This window comes from Mesorhizobium sp. LEGMi-168a, from assembly GCF_058312955.1.
Window position 1 is genome coordinate 20,795 of record NZ_JBZEGV010000038.1, and the last position, 18,294, is coordinate 39,088.

The following is an 18,294-nucleotide window of genomic DNA, read 5'->3' on the forward strand; positions in this document are numbered from 1 at the left end:
CCAACGCTCTCCCTCTCCGCCAACGGGCCGTGGCCGGGCGTGGCCCCCGGAAAGGGTGGCGGGCGATCTCCTCGGAGCCCGTTGCCGGAAAGCCGGGCGCGGCTCAGAACCTAACGGCGAGATTGGCCCTGACGCTCTGATCGGTCATGCCGCTGGCGAACTGGCCGCTGTAGGAAAGGCCGAAAGTGGCCGTGTTGGTGATGGCGAAGTCCATCCCGGCTTCGACAACGGCGGTGTCCTTGGCGATGGGAACGCCCGTGATCGACAACAGCGAGCTACCGCTCGCAAAGGCCAGCGTGGAGTCCGGCGCCACGTCCCCGAAAGCATGACGCCAACCGAGCGTGCCCCGTGCCGTGGCGGTGACCCCGCCGCCAAGGTTGAAGTCGGTGGCGGCATGCAGGCCAAGCGTGGTGTAGGTCGTATCCATCGAGCCGTCCCGCCCCGCGAGGGCCGCGGCTCCGCCCTGTTCAGCAAAGCCGTCCGTGGAGAGGTTCACCCATGCGAGGTTGGCAAAGGGCTCAAGAGCGACCGGGCCCGCGTCGACGCCATAGGCGAGTTCGCCGAACACCTGGGACGTGCCGGCGTTGTAATCGCCGGTCAGCCGGTCGGAGAAGCCGGGGAAGGTTACCGAGCGGCTGGTGGAAATGTCGTTCCACGTATAGGCCGCGCCCGAGCGTAAGGCGAGATTGCCCCACTGGATGCCACCATAGAGGCCGAGATAATAGTTGTCGCTCGCGCCCGAGGAATTGCGGTCCTTCGCATTGAAATTGGAGCGGCCGTAGCCGGCGACAGCGCCGAAGCGGCCATAGTCAAACAGCGGAGCATCCGCGCCGATCAAGAAGCCGCCGATGGAGCGGTCGAGCTTCACGGCGTTGCCGTCGCTGTCCCATGAGCCCCACGCGCCGAAGCCACGGCCCCACACCGCAAAGCGGTCGGTGGTGGCCGGAGCCAGTTCCGGCCCGCCCTCTCCATAGGCCATGACCTGAGCCCCGGACGCACCGACGCCGTCGAGCGCGTCCCGCAGCCGGTCGGTGGCGGCTTCCCGCAGGAAGCGGCTGTCCTCGATGAGGACGGTCTTTGCAGAGGCATGGATTTCACCGGAGAGCTGATCCAGCGCCCCTGGAGCGTCGGCATTGGAGAGGTTGGCGACGGCCATGAACAGGCTACCGCTGCCCAGCGAGAGGGCCGCGTCGCCGACGGCGCACTGATTGGCGGTCATGCCGGGCAGGCAGAAGAAGGCCGCCGCCAGTTGCGAGGTCAGATAGACGTTGCCGTGATCGTAGGAGAGCTCGAAGTTGAGGAAGGCGTAGTCGTCGGCGAGCGAGGCGAAGGCGCCCGTGACGCCGCCCGCCGCCGTGATGATGGTGTAGGTGGTGCCGGGCGTATAGGTGGAACCGTCGTCGGTGCCGTTCTCCGGTCTCGCATGCACCGTGCCGCCATCGATCGTCACCGCGCCGGCGGCGTTGACGAGGTCATTATTCACCCCCGGCGTGTTGCCGCCGTTCTTCAGTTCCACCGTGTAGGTCGAGCCGGAATCGAAGGTGACGGAGCCCACATTCAGCGTGCCGATGGAATTGCCTGGGGCAAGGTTGCCGCCGCTGCCGACCGTCACCGCTCCGATGGTGCCCCGGCCGCCGAGCGTGCCGCCCGCGATGTCGATCGTTCCGCCGAGCGCGCCATTGACGGCGAGCCGGCCGGCGGAAATGACGGTCGTGCCGGTGAAGGACGAGGAATTGCCGGTCAGTTTCAGAGCGCCCGACCCGGATTTCGAGAAGGTGCCATCGCCGGAGAGCACGCCTTCGAACGTGGCGGTGGTCCCTGCCGCGGCCTCGAACGTCCCCCCGCCGGAAAGCACCTCCATATTGCCGGAGAGCGTCATGTCGGCGGTGGTGCGCAGCGTGCCGCCGTTGAATGTGGTGACGAGAGCGCCCGGGACGGCGCCTTCCAGCGACTTGGCATCGGCGATGGAGAGCACGCCGCCGTCAAGGTTCCAGCCGAGGCCGCTGGCGTTGGCGCCGGCAACCGCCCAGTCGCCGCCGACCACGGACAAGCTGCTGAAGCCGGCATATTGCGTGCCGAAGAGCGATCCTGACAGCGCCGGCACGACCTGGCCGACATCGAACGCGGCGGCGGCCGTGCCCCCCAGCTTCAGCGCATCGCCACCATTGATAACTCCGCTGGTCGAGACCACGTTGCCGATGAAATCGTACCCGGCTTCCAGGATCAGGGTGTTGCCGCCCCCGGACAGCTCCACCGCATTCGCGCGAACGGCGTAGTCGGGAAAGAAGGCAAGGGTGGCGAGGCCGCCCGAAATGGTGCCGGCATTGGTGATGGCCGAATTGCCTGTCGAGACGACGCCGGCTCCGGCGGGACCCGGAAGTGCCAACGAATAGAAGCCGCTCTCGTCGTATCCAAAGTCGCCCGGATAGGCAGTGGTCGGGTCGCGTTGCCCATTATTCTTCTGCCCATTCAGACCGGCAGCGCCTCCCGCGCCGCCAAAGCCGCCATGCGCGTCGGCGGCGTTATTGTCGCCTCCCGCAATGCTGCCCTTGTTGGTGAGCGTGAAAGAGGAGCCGCTGACGCCGGCGCCGGAACTCGCCGCAACGAAGCTGCCAGAACCACCATCGCCGCCGTCGCCGCCGTCGCCGCCAATCCCGGTGGCGACGCTGGGATCGTCCGGGACGCCATTGCCGCCATTGCCGCCATTGCCGCCGCGGCCACCCTGACCGCCATTGCCCTGAAGACCGGCTTTGCCGCCGACAATGGAGCCATTGTTTACAAGCGCGAAATCGGTTCCGGTAACGCCGATGCCGCCGTTTCCTCCCGTTCCACCGGAACCGCCCTCACCCCCTCGGCCACCCCGGCCGCCCTGACCGCCCCAGCCCCAGAATCTGCCGCCCGAACCGCCATAGCCGCCATTGCCACCATAACCGCCGGTGCCACCTTCACCCCCCTGGCCACCATCGCCACCCTTGATGATGCCGTCATTGGTCGCCGTGAAGCCGGAGCCGCTGACACCGGCGGCTCCGTCGCCACCCTTGCCGCCCTTGCCTCCGGACGCTCCGCCGCCGCCATCGCCGCCGTCACCTCCTTGGGCACCGTCCCTCTCGATATCTATGACTCCGGCTTTGTCGAAGAACCCATCGCCGCCATCGCCGCCATTGCCGCCATTGCCGCCATTGCCGCCCTTGCCGCCCTTGGCTCCGAAGCTGCCATCGCCGCCGGCGATGGTGCCGGTATTCGTCAGCACGAAATCCGAGCCGCCCACCGCGTATCCGCCATTGCCGCCCGCGCCGCCTTGCTTGCCGCGAAACGGCGAAGTCTCGCCGTCGGAACCATCACCAGCTCGCGCGGCTGGGAAGCCCGGCCCTCTGTCGTTTAACCCATGCGGGCCGGAGACGCCGTCAAGGCCGGAGGCGCCCTGCGCGCCATCGGCGTAGCTTAGTCCTCCCAACCCGCCGGTGATCGTTCCGGCGTTGCGGAGGGTGAAGGAGGTGCCGCCCACGCCCGCGCCGCCGCCGCCGGAGGTTCCGCCGGCGCCGCCCTCGCCACCGGTGATCGACCCGGCGCTGTTGTTCGTGACGGCGAAACCCGTTCCTAACACGCCCCATCCGCCGGTTGCGCCGATGCCGGCGAAGCGGAGCGGATTCAGAGCCAGCAGACCTGGACCAGCCGAACCGCCGGTGATGGCGCCGTCATTGATCAGCGCGAAGCCGGAGCCCTGAACGGCCGCGCCGCCCGCACCACCATTGCCGCCGTCGCCGACGATCGGGAGTTCAGCGCCCGCGGCGCGTCCCGTCTGTGCCCATCCGCCCAGGCCTCCCGGGCCGCCCTCACCGCCGGTGATCGCGCCCCGACTGTAGAGCGTGAAGTCGATGCCATAGAAACCTGCTCCGCCGCCGCCGCCGTCGCCGCCTTCACCGCCATCGCCATAGAGTTCGGTGACAGTCCCGGATCCGCCAATCTGGGTTTCCATTTGTCCGTTCCCGCCCATGCCGCCGGATCCTCCGCGGCCGCCCTTGACCACGACGCCGGGCGCAACATCGTAGGTCTCGCCGGCGATCCCGACATATCCCGGTGCGCCACCTGCGCCGCCACCGCCACCGCCGCCGCTCAGATCGATAATGATGCCGCCTGACCGTCCGCCGGCACCTCCGGCACCATAGCCCTGGCCGCCGGGCTCCCCCGCCCCGGGTCCAAATATCTCGCCACAGCAGGACCACCCGCCGTTGCCGCCCCCGTTCGTCGTGTCCCCGCTGCCGGTTCCAGGCGCGCCGCCTCCCAGGTAGGTGTCGTAAGCATCGCGGCCGCCAAGGCCGTCGACGCCGGTGGTTGTGGGCACAGCAACCGGCTGCGCTTCCGCTGGCAAAGTCCGCGCCGATCCAAGCAATGCCAGTGCGATCACAGCCGGAAAGCCCAGCCGCCTCATAAAATGCGCCTTGGATGAAGATGGTGAAAGACGAGGAGGTAGTGTCGCAGTTGTCGACGGGGGAGCGGCCGGCCCTTTGAAACGCATCCCCTTGCCGTATCCGGCGGTGCCCTCTGCGATGCCCGCCCGATGCGAGCGATGCCTGCGCGAATCTTTGGTATCTGACACACCCGCCCCCAGCGCTTCCTTGGCTGCGGAGCCCCCGAGCCAGTGCCTTGAGCGCCAGCTATGATACGGAGCTTTTCGCGGCACTATCCTCTGATTAGAGGAGCAGCCTGGAATTCTGCTATCCGCTCAGCCAGAGACTCATCAACTCGGCCCGACTGCGCACGCCGAACTTGCGGAAGATGCTGGTGACGTGCTGATGCGCCGTGGACGCGGCAATCTCCATTTGCTGGGCGATGTCTTTCTCGGACGCCTTTGTCAGCAGCAAATGCAGGACTTTTGACTCCGTGGACGTCAGCGGGGCCGATGCCATCAGCAGGCCATGGCCCAGCATCAGCCGGCGATGGAACCATTTGATGCCGCGCAGCGCCCGGGCGAGCTGCGCGATCGCCTCATCCGCGAAGGTCTGGCGCGAGTAGAAGCCGAAATGCGATTCGCAATCGGCGTTCAGCGGAAAGGCGACGAAAACCGCGTCATGCGTGCCGACCAAGCCATAATGACGGTGGTAGAATTCCGACTCGAACCATTCTTGCGGCAGCTCTCGCCGAAATGAATAGGTGCGGAAGCTGCCCACGTCACGCATCGGCAGGAGAAAGGACGGGTCGATCTCCCGCCGATCCCAAACGCGCAATATTTCCTTGAAATGCCCCTCGTCCGGGCGAGGCTCGATCGGGTGCAGGGCCTGCACCGCCCCGACGCGCCAGCCCTGCAGCGGGTCGTTGCGTGCCGTACGTGCCGTATCATCGAAGCGAATCGCGCCGGCCCAGGTGGCGTTCCACGCCCCTGTCCAAGCGGCGAGCTGGTCCATCAGATAGGCGGCGGCCTCGCGCGACTGACTGACGTGGAAGGCGGACAGCGCGTCCCACAAGCGATAGGCGTCTTCCATTTTCATGAGGGCATTTCGGCGGGAAGTCGATTGTCTTCTGCTGTCAATTACGGGCGAGATGGGGTGGCGACGCGGTTTTGCGCAGGTGCGGTCAGCTCTTCGGTTCGTCTCGCTCCATCGTTTCCTCTTCATCACCCGGAACGGATCCAAACACAACGGCAATAAGCACCGCGCAACCGCTAAAAGCGGGTCGCGACGAAACGTATTCAGGCGCCGCGCTTTAAGTCCTTGTTTTGATGCATGTCGTTCATCCAAAAAAGCTGCGCGCTTTGGGCAACATGCATTAGGTCGGACGTGCGCGCCGGCGCCTACACGGCCCCTTTCACGGTCGCAACCGATTCCCTCTCCACCAGCGGGCATTCCAGCTTGGTGATGGGATAGCGCCCGCGGCCGGGCGTCGGCGGCGTCTCCAGCTGCTCGATCGCCCATTGGCCCATCGCCAGATGCGGCAGGATCGACGTGGTGAGCGGCGGAAAGAGGTGGCGGGCGATCTCCTCGTCGTCATAGCCGACAACGGAAATGGCTTGCGGAATGTGCAGGCCGGCCTCCTTCAGCGCCTCGTAGCAGCCGATCGCCGTGCGGTCGTTCTGGCAGAAGATCGCCGTCGGGCGGTCCTTCAGCGCGAGCAACCTGACGGTTGCCGCGTAGCCGGCGCTGGCCGACCAGTCGCCCTCGACCACCAGCTCCGGATCGAAGGGGATATCGGCGGTGGCCAAAGCGCGGCGATAGCCTTTCAGCCGATCCTGCGCGGCCTGCATCCACGGCTCGCCGGTGATGGTGGCGATGCGGCGGTGACCGTGGCTGATCAGGTGCCTGGTCGCGCTCTGGCCGCCGGCGATCTCGGAGGGCACCACGGCCGGAAAGGCGTAGTCGGCCGTGTAGCAGTTGAGCAGGATGACCGGGATGTCGAGGCTGTAGAGGAACTCGGGCGCGGTGATCTCGCGGGTGAAGATGGTCATGTAGATCAGCGCCGAGATGCCGCGCCGCGTCAGCGCTGAAATAGCACGCGGCTCCATCACCGCATCGCCCATGGTCTGCGCCACCAGGAGCACGTTGCCGGCATTCCACGAGGCCTGGCGCGCGCCCTCGATGGCGACCACCGCTTCGGGGCTGGTGGCGAGCTGGTCGACGGCGAAGCCGATGACGCCATCCAGCCCCTCGAAGGGCGTGACGGGCGGACGCAGCGCTGAAAAGACCGGCGGCGAATAACCCAGCGATCGCGCGGCCTCGATGACGCGGTCGCGCGTCTGCTGCGACAGGCGGATGCCCGGCGAATTGTTGAGCACGAAGGAGACCGTCGCCTGCGAGCAGCCGGCGGCGCGCGCGATATCGGTCATGGTGACGCGACCCTTGGGCCTGGCGGACGGCTTGCGGCGCCTGGAGGCTTCCGGGGGATCGCGCAGTTCCGTCGGTTCGCTCATGGTCGTTTCCCAAATCCGGCCGGTGGTTTAGCAAAGGCCGGAGCAACGGCAAGATGGTTTTTCGTCCCGCGCGTTTATCGAAAACGCGCCTTGATTATAACTATTATCACATACGACATAGTTCGCACCAGCCGCGTTGCATACCGACGAAACGACTGGGGAAGGTCAGAAAAGCTGACGAAATGCCCGGAAATTTCGGGAGATGGCGGCTCTCGCCGCCGCAGCCTCTTGCCTCTCCGACACTGCCCGCGGCTACGCTCTCCTCCGCCGCGAGCGTGTCCATTCAGCTCAATAACTAATACTATTTACTAATAGCCGTAAGCGTTCTACTGTCAACTCGTCGTGACCGGCCCAAGATCGGAGCGGTGGCGGCAAGACGCATCGTGCGGCGCGCATTCGAGCCGGCCATCGCCGGAAGCGGGCCCGTCGCACAATCACGAAAATGTCAGACAAATCGGACTATTTACGAACGACAAATCAGTGTCTAGAGTTCGGCTCGCGGCTGGATTGGCGCCGTTCTTAAGTTGCCAGACCTTGGGCAAGCCCCGTGAGGAGGAGGGCGTCCGGGCCGCAGCCGAAATAAATCAGCGATGAGTTTCAAAAGGGAGGTTGAACATGAAATCCATGATCCGTAACGCATCCGTCGCCGCGGCGGCCTTGGTTATTGGCCTGTCGGCAAGCGCCACCGCGCGCGCCGACGACAAGCCGACGCTGGCCTTCGTCGTCAACGGCGCGTCAGACTTCTGGAAGGCGGCGGAAGCCGGCGTGAAGAAGGCGCAGGGCGAACTGCCCGACTACAATCTCGAGCTCAAATATCCCGAGCAGTCGTCGGTCGCCATCCAGCAGCGCCTGATGGACGATCTGGTGACGGCCGGCGTGAAGGGCATCATGGTCTCCGCCGTCGATCCCAAGACCTCGACCGACGGGCTGAACAAGATCGCGTCCGAGACGGCGCTGTTCACCACCGATAGCGACGCTCCGCAGACCAAGCGCGTCGCTTATATAGGCTCGTCCAACGTCGACGCCGGCAAGCAGGCGGCCGAGATCGCCAAGAAGGCGATGCCCGACGGCGGCAAGTGCCTGGGCTTCGTCGGCCTGCTCGGCGCCGACAACGCCAAGGAGCGCATCCAGGGCATGAAGGACGGGCTCGCCGGCAGCAAGATCGAGCTCGTCGACGTGCGCGGCGACGATATCGACCAGGCGCGCGCCAAGAAGAACGTCGAGGACGCGCTGGTCGCCAGCCCCGACATCACCTGCATGGTCGGCTTCTATTCCTACAACACGCCGCGCATCTATGAAGCGCTGCGCGACGCCGGCAAGCTGGGCTCGATCACCGTCGTCGGCTTCGACGACGATCCGATCACGCTGGGCGGCGTCAAGGAGGGCACGGTTGCCGCGACCGTGGTGCAGCAGCCGTTCGAATGGGCCTATCAGGGTATGAAGCTGATGGCTTCCTACCTCAAGGGCGACAAGTCGGGCATTCCGGAGGGCGGCCTGATCATCGTGCCGACCAAGATCATCGGCAAGGACGATGTCGACGCCTATGCCGCCAATTTGAAGGCGATGGCGGGCAAGTAATCGATGCACAGTTGCGCCGGCTCAAGGTTCGCCTTGAGCCGGCGTCCGTATTGACGGGCCTGAGAAGGCCCGTCAGTCTGTGGCCCACCGGCTGCTGGCGAGCGTCATGAATTGTGGCGCGGTGAATCATGGCGTGATGAATTACTCCGAGACATCCTTCGCTCAATCGACGACCGCTCCGTTCCTGAGCCTCGAAGCCGTGCGCAAGACTTATCCCGGCGTCGTGGCGCTGGACGGGTTCTCCATGGAGGTCGGGCCGGGCGAGGTGATCGGCCTGGTCGGCGAAAACGGCGCCGGCAAATCGACTTTGATGAAGATCCTCGGCGGCGTGACGCGGCCGGACAGCGGCAGCGTCACGGTCGACGGAGTCGCGCATGACGGGCTGACCGTGGAAGCCAGCATCGGCTCCGGCATCGCCTTCGTGCACCAGGAACTCAACCTGTTCGAAAACCTCGACGTCGCCGCCAACATCTTCTTCGGCCGCGAGCCGCTGAAGGCCGGGCCGCTGAGGCTGGTCGACCGCGCGAAGCTGCGGCAGATGGCGGCGCCGCTGTTGAAGCGCGTCGGCGCCAATTTCTCGGCCGATGCGCCGGTCGCCTCGCTGTCGCTGGCGCAGCAGCAGATGGTCGAGATCGCCAAGGCGCTGTCGATCAGGGCGCGGCTGGTGATCCTCGACGAGCCGACCTCCAGCCTGCCGATCGCCGAGACCGAAAAGCTGCTCGACGTGATCAAGGGGCTGCGAGCGGAAGGCATCAGCGTCATCTTCATCTCGCACCGCCTGCACGAGGTCGAACGTGTCGCCGACCGCGTCGTGGTGCTGCGCGACGGCATGCTTGCCGGCACACTGCCCAAGAGCGAGATCAACCATGACCAGATGGTCAAACTGATGATCGGGCGCATGCTGAAGGAGCGCGAGAAAGCCGCCGAAGCCGGGCGCGCTCCCGGCGGCGTCGCGCTCTCGGTCAGCGCGGTGCGCACCAGCGCCTATCCCGACCACCCTGTCAGCCTGGAACTCAGGCGTGGCGAAATCCTCGGCCTTGCCGGTCTGGTCGGCTCGGGACGCACCGAGCTTGCGCGCGTTTTGTTCGGCATCGACGAGCGGCTCGGCGGCAGTGTCACCTTGGACGGCAAGGCGCTAAATGTTACCTCCGCCGCCGATGCGGTGGCCAACGGCATCTTCCTGGTGCCGGAAGACCGCAAACTCACCGGCATATTGCTCGACCTGTCGATCGCTCAGAACATCTCGCTGCCCAATTTGCCGGCGCATGCGAAGCGATCGCTGGTCTCGACCGGCGCCGAGCTCGCCACCGCCGAAAAGCAGAAGAAAAATCTCGGCATCAAGGCGCCATCGGTCCTGACCCGCACCGGCACGCTTTCGGGCGGCAATCAGCAGAAGGTGGTTCTGGCCAAATGGCTGGCGATGAACCCGAAGGTGATGATCCTCGACGAGCCGACGCGCGGCATCGACATCGGCGCCAAGGCCGAGATCTACGGGCTGATGCGGTCGCTCGCCGACGCCGGCGTCGCGGTGCTGATGATCTCCAGCGACATGGAAGAGGTGATCGGCGTCTCGGACCGCATCGCGGTCATGCATGAAGGGCAGATCTCCGGCATTCTGGACCGGGACGATTTCAGCCAGGAGAACGTGCTGCTGCTGGCGGTGGGCAAGAAGCCCAGGCTGGCAGAAGCGGCGGGAGGAGCGCAATGAGCAAGAAAGACCTCGGCCTGCTGGTCCTGATCCTGGTGGTCGGCGCGGTGGTGACGGCCATCAACCCGCGCTTCCTCTTGCCGATCAACCTTGCCAACACCTCCAACCTGATCGGGCTGTTCGGCATCCTCTCCATCGGCCAGGCCTTCGTCATCATCACCGGCGGCATCGAGCTCTCGGTCGGCTCGCTGGTGGCGCTGCTCGGCACGCTGTTCATCGACTTCATCGCCGTGCGCGAGATGGATTGGCCGCTGGCCTTCGTGCTGATCATCGTGCTCGGCGCCATCATCGGCTTCGTGCATGGCTGGCTGATCACGCGGCTCAAGATGCAGCCTTTCGTGGTGACGCTCTGCGGCCTCTTGATCTATCGCGGCGTCGCACGCTTCTACACCGCCGACGGCACAGCGGGTTTTGCTTTCGGCCAGAATTTCCCGGACCTCGAATTCCTGACCGCGGGCCGTTCCTATGGCGTGCCGAACAGCTTCATCGCGCTGATCGTGATTGCCATCGTCATGTGGGTGGTGCTGCACCGCTCGGTGTTCGGACGCTATCTCTACGCCATCGGCAAGAACGAGGAAGCGGCGAAATATTCGGGCATCCGCACCGGGCGCATCGTGATCGCCGCCTATGTCATCTGCGGCGTGCTGACGGCGCTGTCGGCGATCTATTTCGCCATGTACACGCGCTCGATCTCGCCGGCCAGCCACGGCCAGTTCTACGAGCTTTACGCGATCGCCGCGGCGGTGCTCGGTGGCTTCTCGCTGCGCGGCGGCGAAGGTTCGCTGGTCGGCGTCATCCTCGGCACCGTGCTGCTGCAGGAACTGCAGAACCTGGTCAATCTGCTCGGCATCCCCTCCTCGCTCAACTTCGCGGTGATGGGCGGCGTCATCCTGATCGGCGTGCTGGTCGACCAGCAATGGGGCGTGTTCCGCGCCCGGCGCCGGATGCTGGAAGCGACGCGCAGGAACGTCGCCGGCGCGCCGGCGGAGTAGCGGCGGCGTCCTTCCCCTTCTCCCCTTGTGGGAGAAGGTGTCGCCGAAGGCGACGGATGAGGGGTGTTGGACGGAGCGAGACGATGAGGATTGCCACTGTGCGCGTCTGACGACGATAGCAGCCGCCAAGCTGGAACACCCCTCATCCGTCTCGGCGCTTCGCGCCGATCCACCTTCTCCCACAAGGGGAGAAGGTTAGGCGCTAGATCTGGTCGGACAGGTCCGAGAACGCCATCGCCTTGCGCAGCACCTCGGCGAAGCGCTCCCCGGCGATCTCCCTGGCGCCGCTGTTGTCGATCGAGGTGACGTCCGGGCCGGAAAGCGTCACGCTCGCGCTGCGCGCCAGGCGCGCCAGCACCTCGCCGCGCGATTCACGGCCGCGCGCCGCCAGCCGCTCGGCGAGGATTTCCGGCGTCGCGGTGATCTCGACCACCGCCAGGTTGGCATAGCGCTCGCGCAGCGCCGGGATGACGGCGCGGGAGACATTCGCCACGGCCACGCGGCCGTTGGCGACCGCCCAGTCGACATCGGCCGGCAGACCATAGCGCAGGCCATGCGCGTCCCAGCAAATGGCGAAGGCGCCGTCGGCTTCAGCCTCGGCGAAGGCGGCGTCGGCCAGCGTGTCGTGATCCTCGCTGGCGGAATCGCTCGGTCGGGTGATGACGCGGCGTACGAACTCCAGCCGCGTCTCGTCGGCAAAGCGCGCCTTGGCATAGCCGATGACCGTGTCCTTGCCGGCGCCGCTCGGGCCGACGACCGCAACAAAGACGCCGTTGCGGATGGGAAGGGTTTCGGTCAGCTCGCGTTCGATCAACGCCGAAACCATCATGCGACACGCCTGCCCTGGCGCCAGACGGTGCGCACGACCGGCACGTGCTCGTCGACGCGCACGCGCACGAGATCGGCACGCCGGCCAGGCTCGATGACGCCGCGATCGGTGAGGCCGACGGCGTCGGCCGGGTTCTTCGAGACCATGGCGACCGCTTGCGGCAGCGAGATGCCTTCGACGACGTCGCCGAGGAAGAAGGCCGACTGGATCAGGCTGAAGGGGATGTAGTCGGACGACAGGATGTCGAGCAGGCCGTCGCCGGCAAGCGCCCTGGCCGAGACATTGCCGGAATGCGACGCGCCGCGCATCACGTTCGGCGCGCCCATCAGCACGCCGAGGCCGGCCGCCTTCGATGCCCTTGCTGCCTCCTCGGTGGTCGGGAACTCGGCGACGCGCACGCCCTGCGCCACCGCCTCGTCGACATGGCCGGCCGTCGCGTCGTCATGGCTGGCGAGCACGATGCCGCGCTCCTGGCATGCGGCGGAGATGAAGACGCGGTTCGGACCGGAATTGCGTGCCGATTCCGCCATCCGCTTCTCGCAGAATTTCTGGAAGTCGCGATCCGTCAGCTTCAGCTTGCGCTGGTAGTAATAGGCATAGGTCTCGAGGTTGACGAACTGACGCTGTCCGGGCGCATGGTCCATCAGCGAGGCGAGCTTCACCCGGTCGTCGGTCTCGAAATTGGCGAAAGCCTCGAGGCAGTCCGGCGCCGACACCTCACAGCGCAGATGGATGAAATGATCGGCCCTGAGCCGGCCCTGGCGGACACTGTCCTCGATCGCGTCGGCCAGATTGCGAACGTCGTCGGACTTCAGGTCGGCGTCCTCGTCCATGCCGACGCGCAAGGCGTCGAGCACCGTGGTGATGCCGGCGGTCGCCACCTGCGCGTCATGGGCAAGCACGGCCGCGATCGGGTTCCAGCGCACTTTCGGGCGCGGCGCGTAGTGGCCTTCGAGATGGTCGGTGTGCAGCTCGACGAGACCCGGGATGATGTAGTCGCCGCCCATGTCCTCGCCGGTGCGCGCCGCACCCGGCTCGATCGCGGCAATCAGGCCATCGCGCAGCAGCAGCGAGCCCTCGACGATCTCGTCGGACAGCACGATGCGGGCATTGTTCAAAACGGTCTCGGCGGTCATTTCAGGCAGTCCTATCTCAAGCGATTCTCAGGCGATCCATATCGGGCGGTCGTATCGGGTGGTCAAATCAGGCGGTTTTTCGGGCCGGGCGGCGCCCAAGCGCATGGTGGGAGAGCACCATGAACGGGGCGCCCGGTTCGGTTTCGACGAACAAAGTCAGCGCATCCACTGGCACCGGGTGCTGCAGCACATCCGCGAACAGGCTGTCGATTGCTGCACGAAGACGTGGACTTTCCTGTGGCCCGACGCGTCCGGACAACGTCATGTGGAAGCGGAACGTCTCGAAGACGTAAGGATAGCCCCATTGGCACAGATTGCGGAATTCCTGCGGCTTCAGCGAATCGGGGCTGCGCCGCTCGATCTCGGCTTCCGTCAACGGCGCGCGGAAGCGGTCGAAGGCGCGCACGACCTCGCCGGCAAAGTCGTTAAGCGGAGGCAGCGGCGCTTCCGGCACCAGCGCGAAAAAGCCGTCGATCTGGCCGACGACGAGGCGGGGAATGATGACCGGCGGCGTGACTTCGGCGAAATTGTCGAGCGCTTCGCGAAGCGAGGCTTCCGTCTCGTTCGGCGCCGGCCCGAACGGCGCCTTCAGCGTCGCATGGAAGCCGTAGCGCCGCGCCGAGGCCGTGTGGAACGCAACTTCCGCCGCCGACAGCTCAGCCACCGCCTCGACCGGCCGCGTCGCCGCGCCGAACGGGTCGCGGCCAAGCCAATTGGCGGCGATGCGCGCCAGCGGCTCATCCTGCCTCGGAGTATAGTAAATGGCGTAGCGCATCGAAAATCCTCGTCAGCCCGCTGCCATAGGTGATTTCCATGACGGATTGACGAAGCTTTCATGGGTTTTCGAAGGCAAACAGACCCTGGCGGTCCTTAGCCGACGATTTTCCCGAACTGGACCAACAAGTTGCGCGCGATGGAAAATCTCAGGCCTTCATCAACCATTCGTGCTCGGCGGCGTTGTGGAATTTCCACGTCCGCTTCGGGCCGGCCATGACGTTGAGATAATAGAGATCATAGCCGTGGCAGGCTGCGCAGGGGTGGTAGCCCTTGGGCACCAGCACGACATCGCCGTCCTCGATCGCCATCGCCTCGTCCAGGTCTCTGACGCCGTTCCTGTCGGCGTCGGTGTAGACGCGCTGGAAGGCAAAGCCCTGCGGCGGGTTGAGGCGGTGGTAATAGGTCTCCTCGAGATAGGATTCCACGGGAAGATTGTCCTGGTCGTGCTTGTGCGGCGGATAGCTGGAGGTGTGGCCGCCCGGCGTGATGACCTCGACCACCAGCAGCGAGTCCGCCGGCTTGCCCTCGGGCAGGATGTTGGTGACGTAGCGGGTGTTGGTGCCCTTGCCGCGCACCTCCTGGCCGAGGTCGTCAGGCCCGATGACGCGAACGGGCAGCCCACCATTCAAGCCCGGCGCCGAGCAGACGGCGAGTTCCAGCTCGGTATCGGCGGTCACCGACCAGTCGGAACCTTCCGGCAAATAGACCGACCACGGCTTGCCCTCGAAGGGCGACATGCGCTCGCCGAGCAGGCCGAGATCCTTGCCGCCGGCCGCAGCCTTGCCCTTGCCGGTGACGAAGACAAGGCAAACCTCGCGGTCGCTCGTCTTGCCGGACGCCGTCTCGCCCGGGCGAAGTCGATGCAGATCGAAGCCGACATAGGTCCAGCCCGCGCTTTGCGGCGTGACGTGAGCGACGTGGCCGTGGCCCTTGTCGGCCTTGACGAGCAGTTTCGACATTTTTGTCTCTCCTAATTCCTCGACATTGGCTTTGATGGATTGCAGGCCATCCAACTTCGTCATCCTAGGGCGGAGCAGGAGCGAAGCTCCGTCGCGGAGACCCTAGGATCCATTCCGTAACCTTGGCCGAAGGGCACGGCGGAGTAGAATTCTGCACCGTCGCAACATCTCGAAGTCACGGAATGGATCCTAGGGTCTGCGCTGCGTCGCTGCGCTCCTTGCTCCGCCCTAGGATGACGAAGCGACGGTCGTTCCGGCGAATCGCTAATGTATACGATCCGCCACGTACGCAGCATCCGATACACAAAAACCTCTGCGCCACGGGTAAGCTCATTCCTTCGGCTCGGCCGGAGGTTTGGCCTCGTCGGCCGGCTTGTAGAGGTAGAAAAACTGCCACACCGCGTAGCCGGCGAAGCCGAGCGCGATGACGCCCCAGAAGGGCGTGCCGGAGGCGAACTCGATCACCGACCAGATAAGGCAGACGGCGACGACGGCGATGCGTCGCCACAGCGGCCGGAAGAAGGGGTGCTCATAGTCTTTCATCGCGCCATCCAGGATTTGTTCGACAAGGCATCAAATAAGCCGCGCGTCGAAACGAATCCACCGTTCAGGCATTCGGGAAGCCTTGCGTCTCAACCGTGTAGCCGGCGGCAGTCATCACCCGCATCAGTTCCTTGTGGCCGACCTGAGCCATCTTCAGCGGCGGGTTCTTCTTCGGGTCCTGCTCGGCCTCGACGACGAACCAGCCTTCATAGCCGTGATCGGCGAAGCGCTGGACGATGGCGCCGAAATCGAGCGAGCCGTCGCCCGGCACGGTGAAGGCGCCGAGCGCCACGGCATCGAGGAAGGACTGCTTTGAGCGGTCGAGGCCGTCTATCACGCCCATGCGCACGTCCTTCACATGCACGTGGTTGATGCGCTTGTGGTGGTTGTCGATGGCGCGCAACACATCGCCGCCGGCGAAAGCGAGATGGCCGGCGTCGAGCAGCAGCGGAATGCCTTCGCCGGAATGGCGCATGAAGGCATCGAGTTCCGGCTCGGTCTCGACCACCGCCGCCATGTGATGGTGGTAGGAGAGCGGCATGCCCTGGTCGGCGCACCATTCGCCGAATTCGGTGACGCGCCGGCCATAGGCCTTCATCTCGTCGCCGGTGAGCTTCGGCTTGATGGCCAAAGGCTTGGATCGGTCGCCCTGGATGGAACGGCCGACCTCGCCATAGACGATGCAGGGCGCGTTGACCGCCTTGAACAGCTCGATCATCGGCTGGATGCGGTCCTTGTTCCTCGCCAGGTCCTCATTGACCAGCGTGCCGGAGAACCAGCCGCCGCAGAGCGTGACGTCGGCCTGCTTCAGGATCGGCAGCATCACCTTCGGGTCGTTGGGAAAGCGGCGACCCATCTCCATGCCGGTGAAGCCAGCCGAGCGCGATTGGCGAAGGCATTCCTCCAGCGACACGTCGTCGCTCAGTTCCACGAGATCGTCGTTCCACCACGCGATGGGGGACATGCCCAGTTTGGCTTTCAAGTCGTCACTCCAATGTCAATTTGTTGCGGGGATGCCGTGTCAGCCTTGACGGCTGCCGACGGCTTCCTCGTATTTCTTGCGCGCGGCGTTCACCTGAGGCCGCGCCGAGACTTCCGGCACGGCGACATCCCACCAATGGCCACCGGCTTCGGTCGAGACCAGCGGATCGGTGTCGATGACCAGCACGGTGGTCTTGGTGTTTTGCTTCGCCTTGGCGAGCGCCGTCTCCAGTTCCGCGATCGACGCCACCTTCTCGGCTATCGCACCCAGGCTTGCGGCATGCGCGGCGAAGTCGACGTCGGGCATCGCCTCGTGGCGCGCGTCCTTGAGCAGATTGTTGAAGTTGGCGCCGCCGGTCGCCATCTGCAGCCGGTTGATGCAGCCATAGCCGCGATTGTCGAGCAGCACGATGGTAAGCTTCAGCCCCAGCATCACCGATGTGGCGATCTCGGAATTGAGCATCAGATAGGAGCCGTCGCCGACCATGACGACGACCTCCTGGTCGGGCTTGGCCATCTTGACGCCGAGGCCGCCGGCGATCTCGTAGCCCATGGTCGAGAAGCCGTATTCGGCATGGTAGGAGCCCGGCGCGCCGGCCTGCCAGAGCTTGTGCAATTCGCCCGGCAGCCCGCCGGCCGCATGCAGCAAGGTCACACCGGAACCCATGGCCCGCTGCACGGCGCCGATCACCTGGGCATCGGAAGGATAGGCGGCATTGGTCGAGGCCGTCACCTTGGCTGCGGCGGCCTGCCAGTCCTTCTTGCCCTTCAGCGCATCGTCGGTCCAGGCGGCCGGCGCCTTCCAGCCCTTCAGCGCAGCGGAAAGTTCCGCCAGGCCTTCGGACGCGTCGGCGACCAGGGGCAGCGCCCAGTGCTTACCGGCATCGAAACCCTGCGTGTTGAGGCCGATGATGGTGCGGCCGGCATTCTTGAACAACGCCCAGGAGCCGGTGGTGAAATCCTGCAGCCTGGTGCCGACGGCGAGCACGACATCCGCCTCTTCAGCCAGCCGGTTGGCGGCCGACGTGCCGGTGACGCCGACCGCCGCCATATTGAGCGGATGATCGTCCGGCAGCGAAGATTTCCCCCCTTGCGTCTCGCAAACCGGAATGCCGGCGCCCTGCACCAGCTTCGCCAGTTCTCCGGAAGCCTGCGAATAAAGAACGCCGCCGCCGGCGATCACCAGCGGCTTCCTGGCGCCCTTCAGCGCCGCGACGGCGGCCGCAAGCTCGTTGCGATCCGGACGCAGCCGGCGCGGCGTCCAGACGCGCTCGGCAAACAGGCTTTCGGGATAGTCATAGGCTTCGGCCTGCACGTCCTGGCAGAGCGACAGCGTGACCGGGCCGCATTCGGCCGGGTCGGTCAGCACCTGCATGGCGCGGTTCAGCGCCGGGATGATCTGCTCGGGCCGCGTGATGCGGTCGAAATAGCGCGACACGGGGCGGAAGCAGTCGTTGACGCTTGCCGTGCCATCGGAAAAATCCTCGGCCTGCTGCAGAACCGGATCGGGCAGGCGGTTGGCGAAGACATCGCCAGGCAGCAGCAGCACCGGCAGGCGGTTGACATGGGCGAGCGCTGCGGCCGTCACCATGTTCAGCGCGCCGGGGCCGATCGAGGTGGTCGCGGCCATGAAGCGGCGGCGGAAATTCGCCTTGGCATAGGCGATCGCGGCATGCGCCATCGCCTGCTCGTTATGGGCGCGGAAGGTGGGCAACTCATCGCGTACCTGGTAGAGCGCCTCGCCGACGCCGGCGACATTGCCGTGGCCGAAGATCGCCCAGACGCCGCCGAAGATCGGCACCTTTTTGCCGTCGATCTCGGTCATCTGCCGGCTGAGAAAGCGGGTCACAGCCTGCGCCATCGTCAGGCGAACGGTCTTGCTCATTGGTC

Annotated in this window: 13 protein-coding genes; 3 read left to right on the forward strand and 10 right to left on the reverse strand. The window is 65.6% G+C overall.

The window, feature by feature from the left end:
- Positions 1-103: 103 nt before the first annotated feature.
- The 3 genes from AC4FWB_RS30675 to AC4FWB_RS30685 all read right to left on the reverse strand — a co-directional run bounded on the left by AC4FWB_RS30675 (position 104) and on the right by AC4FWB_RS30685 (position 6,901).
- Positions 104-4,429, reverse strand: a complete 4,326-nt coding sequence (locus AC4FWB_RS30675; RefSeq protein ID WP_491029971.1) for an autotransporter outer membrane beta-barrel domain-containing protein — start codon at positions 4,427-4,429, stop codon at positions 104-106.
- A 286-nt stretch (positions 4,430-4,715) separates the two neighbouring features.
- Positions 4,716-5,486 (reverse strand): helix-turn-helix transcriptional regulator, encoded by a 771-nt coding sequence (locus tag AC4FWB_RS30680; protein ID WP_491029972.1) that lies wholly within the window; start codon positions 5,484-5,486, stop codon positions 4,716-4,718.
- A 302-nt stretch (positions 5,487-5,788) separates the two neighbouring features.
- Positions 5,789-6,901 carry a LacI family DNA-binding transcriptional regulator gene (locus AC4FWB_RS30685; protein WP_491029973.1) on the reverse strand — a complete coding sequence of 371 codons (1,113 nt, stop codon included), beginning with the start codon at positions 6,899-6,901 and terminating at the stop codon, positions 5,789-5,791.
- A 615-nt stretch (positions 6,902-7,516) separates the two neighbouring features.
- Here AC4FWB_RS30685 and AC4FWB_RS30690 point away from each other — a divergent pair.
- The 3 genes from AC4FWB_RS30690 (at position 7,517) to AC4FWB_RS30700 (ending at position 11,179) form a co-directional block, all read left to right on the forward strand.
- Complete coding sequence (locus tag AC4FWB_RS30690; protein ID WP_491029974.1) at positions 7,517-8,479, forward strand: sugar-binding protein; 963 nt, start codon at positions 7,517-7,519, stop codon at positions 8,477-8,479.
- 136 nt (positions 8,480-8,615) lie between these two features.
- Positions 8,616-10,187 carry a sugar ABC transporter ATP-binding protein gene (locus tag AC4FWB_RS30695; RefSeq protein ID WP_491029995.1) on the forward strand — a complete coding sequence of 524 codons (1,572 nt, stop codon included), beginning with the start codon at positions 8,616-8,618 and terminating at the stop codon, positions 10,185-10,187.
- Entirely contained in the window at positions 10,184-11,179 is a 996-nt protein-coding gene (locus tag AC4FWB_RS30700) for an ABC transporter permease (RefSeq protein ID WP_126096767.1), read from the forward strand. Before AC4FWB_RS30695 ends, AC4FWB_RS30700 begins: the two co-directional genes overlap by 4 nt.
- A 202-nt stretch (positions 11,180-11,381) precedes the next feature.
- On the opposite strand, the gene phnN is transcribed toward AC4FWB_RS30700, so the two are convergent.
- From phnN to iolD, 7 genes are all read right to left on the reverse strand, one after another.
- Positions 11,382-12,008: a phosphonate metabolism protein/1,5-bisphosphokinase (PRPP-forming) PhnN gene (phnN, locus tag AC4FWB_RS30705; RefSeq protein ID WP_491029975.1), complete on the reverse strand. Its 627-nt coding sequence runs from the start codon at positions 12,006-12,008 to the stop codon at positions 11,382-11,384.
- Complete coding sequence (locus AC4FWB_RS30710; RefSeq protein ID WP_491029976.1) at positions 12,005-13,144, reverse strand: alpha-D-ribose 1-methylphosphonate 5-triphosphate diphosphatase; 1,140 nt, start codon at positions 13,142-13,144, stop codon at positions 12,005-12,007. The genes phnN and AC4FWB_RS30710 overlap by 4 nt, the downstream gene beginning before the upstream one ends.
- 67 nt (positions 13,145-13,211) lie before the next feature.
- On the reverse strand, positions 13,212-13,919 hold the full coding sequence (locus tag AC4FWB_RS30715) for a DUF1045 domain-containing protein (protein ID WP_491029977.1): 708 nt from the start codon (positions 13,917-13,919) through the stop codon (positions 13,212-13,214).
- Positions 13,920-14,067: 148 nt separating this feature from the next.
- The gene (gene iolB, locus AC4FWB_RS30720) at positions 14,068-14,880 is read right to left on the reverse strand and encodes a 5-deoxy-glucuronate isomerase (RefSeq protein WP_491029978.1); all 813 of its coding nucleotides are present in this window, start codon (positions 14,878-14,880) and stop codon (positions 14,068-14,070) included.
- A gap of 330 nt (positions 14,881-15,210) precedes the next feature.
- Entirely contained in the window at positions 15,211-15,423 is a 213-nt protein-coding gene (locus AC4FWB_RS30725; RefSeq protein WP_491029979.1) for a DUF3329 domain-containing protein, read from the reverse strand.
- A 64-nt stretch (positions 15,424-15,487) separates the two neighbouring features.
- The gene (gene iolE, locus AC4FWB_RS30730) at positions 15,488-16,405 is read right to left on the reverse strand and encodes a myo-inosose-2 dehydratase (RefSeq protein WP_491029980.1); all 918 of its coding nucleotides are present in this window, start codon (positions 16,403-16,405) and stop codon (positions 15,488-15,490) included.
- A 39-nt stretch (positions 16,406-16,444) separates the two neighbouring features.
- Positions 16,445-18,289, reverse strand: a complete 1,845-nt coding sequence (iolD, locus tag AC4FWB_RS30735; RefSeq protein ID WP_491029981.1) for a 3D-(3,5/4)-trihydroxycyclohexane-1,2-dione acylhydrolase (decyclizing) — start codon at positions 18,287-18,289, stop codon at positions 16,445-16,447.
- Between the last annotated feature and the right edge of the window lie 5 nt (positions 18,290-18,294).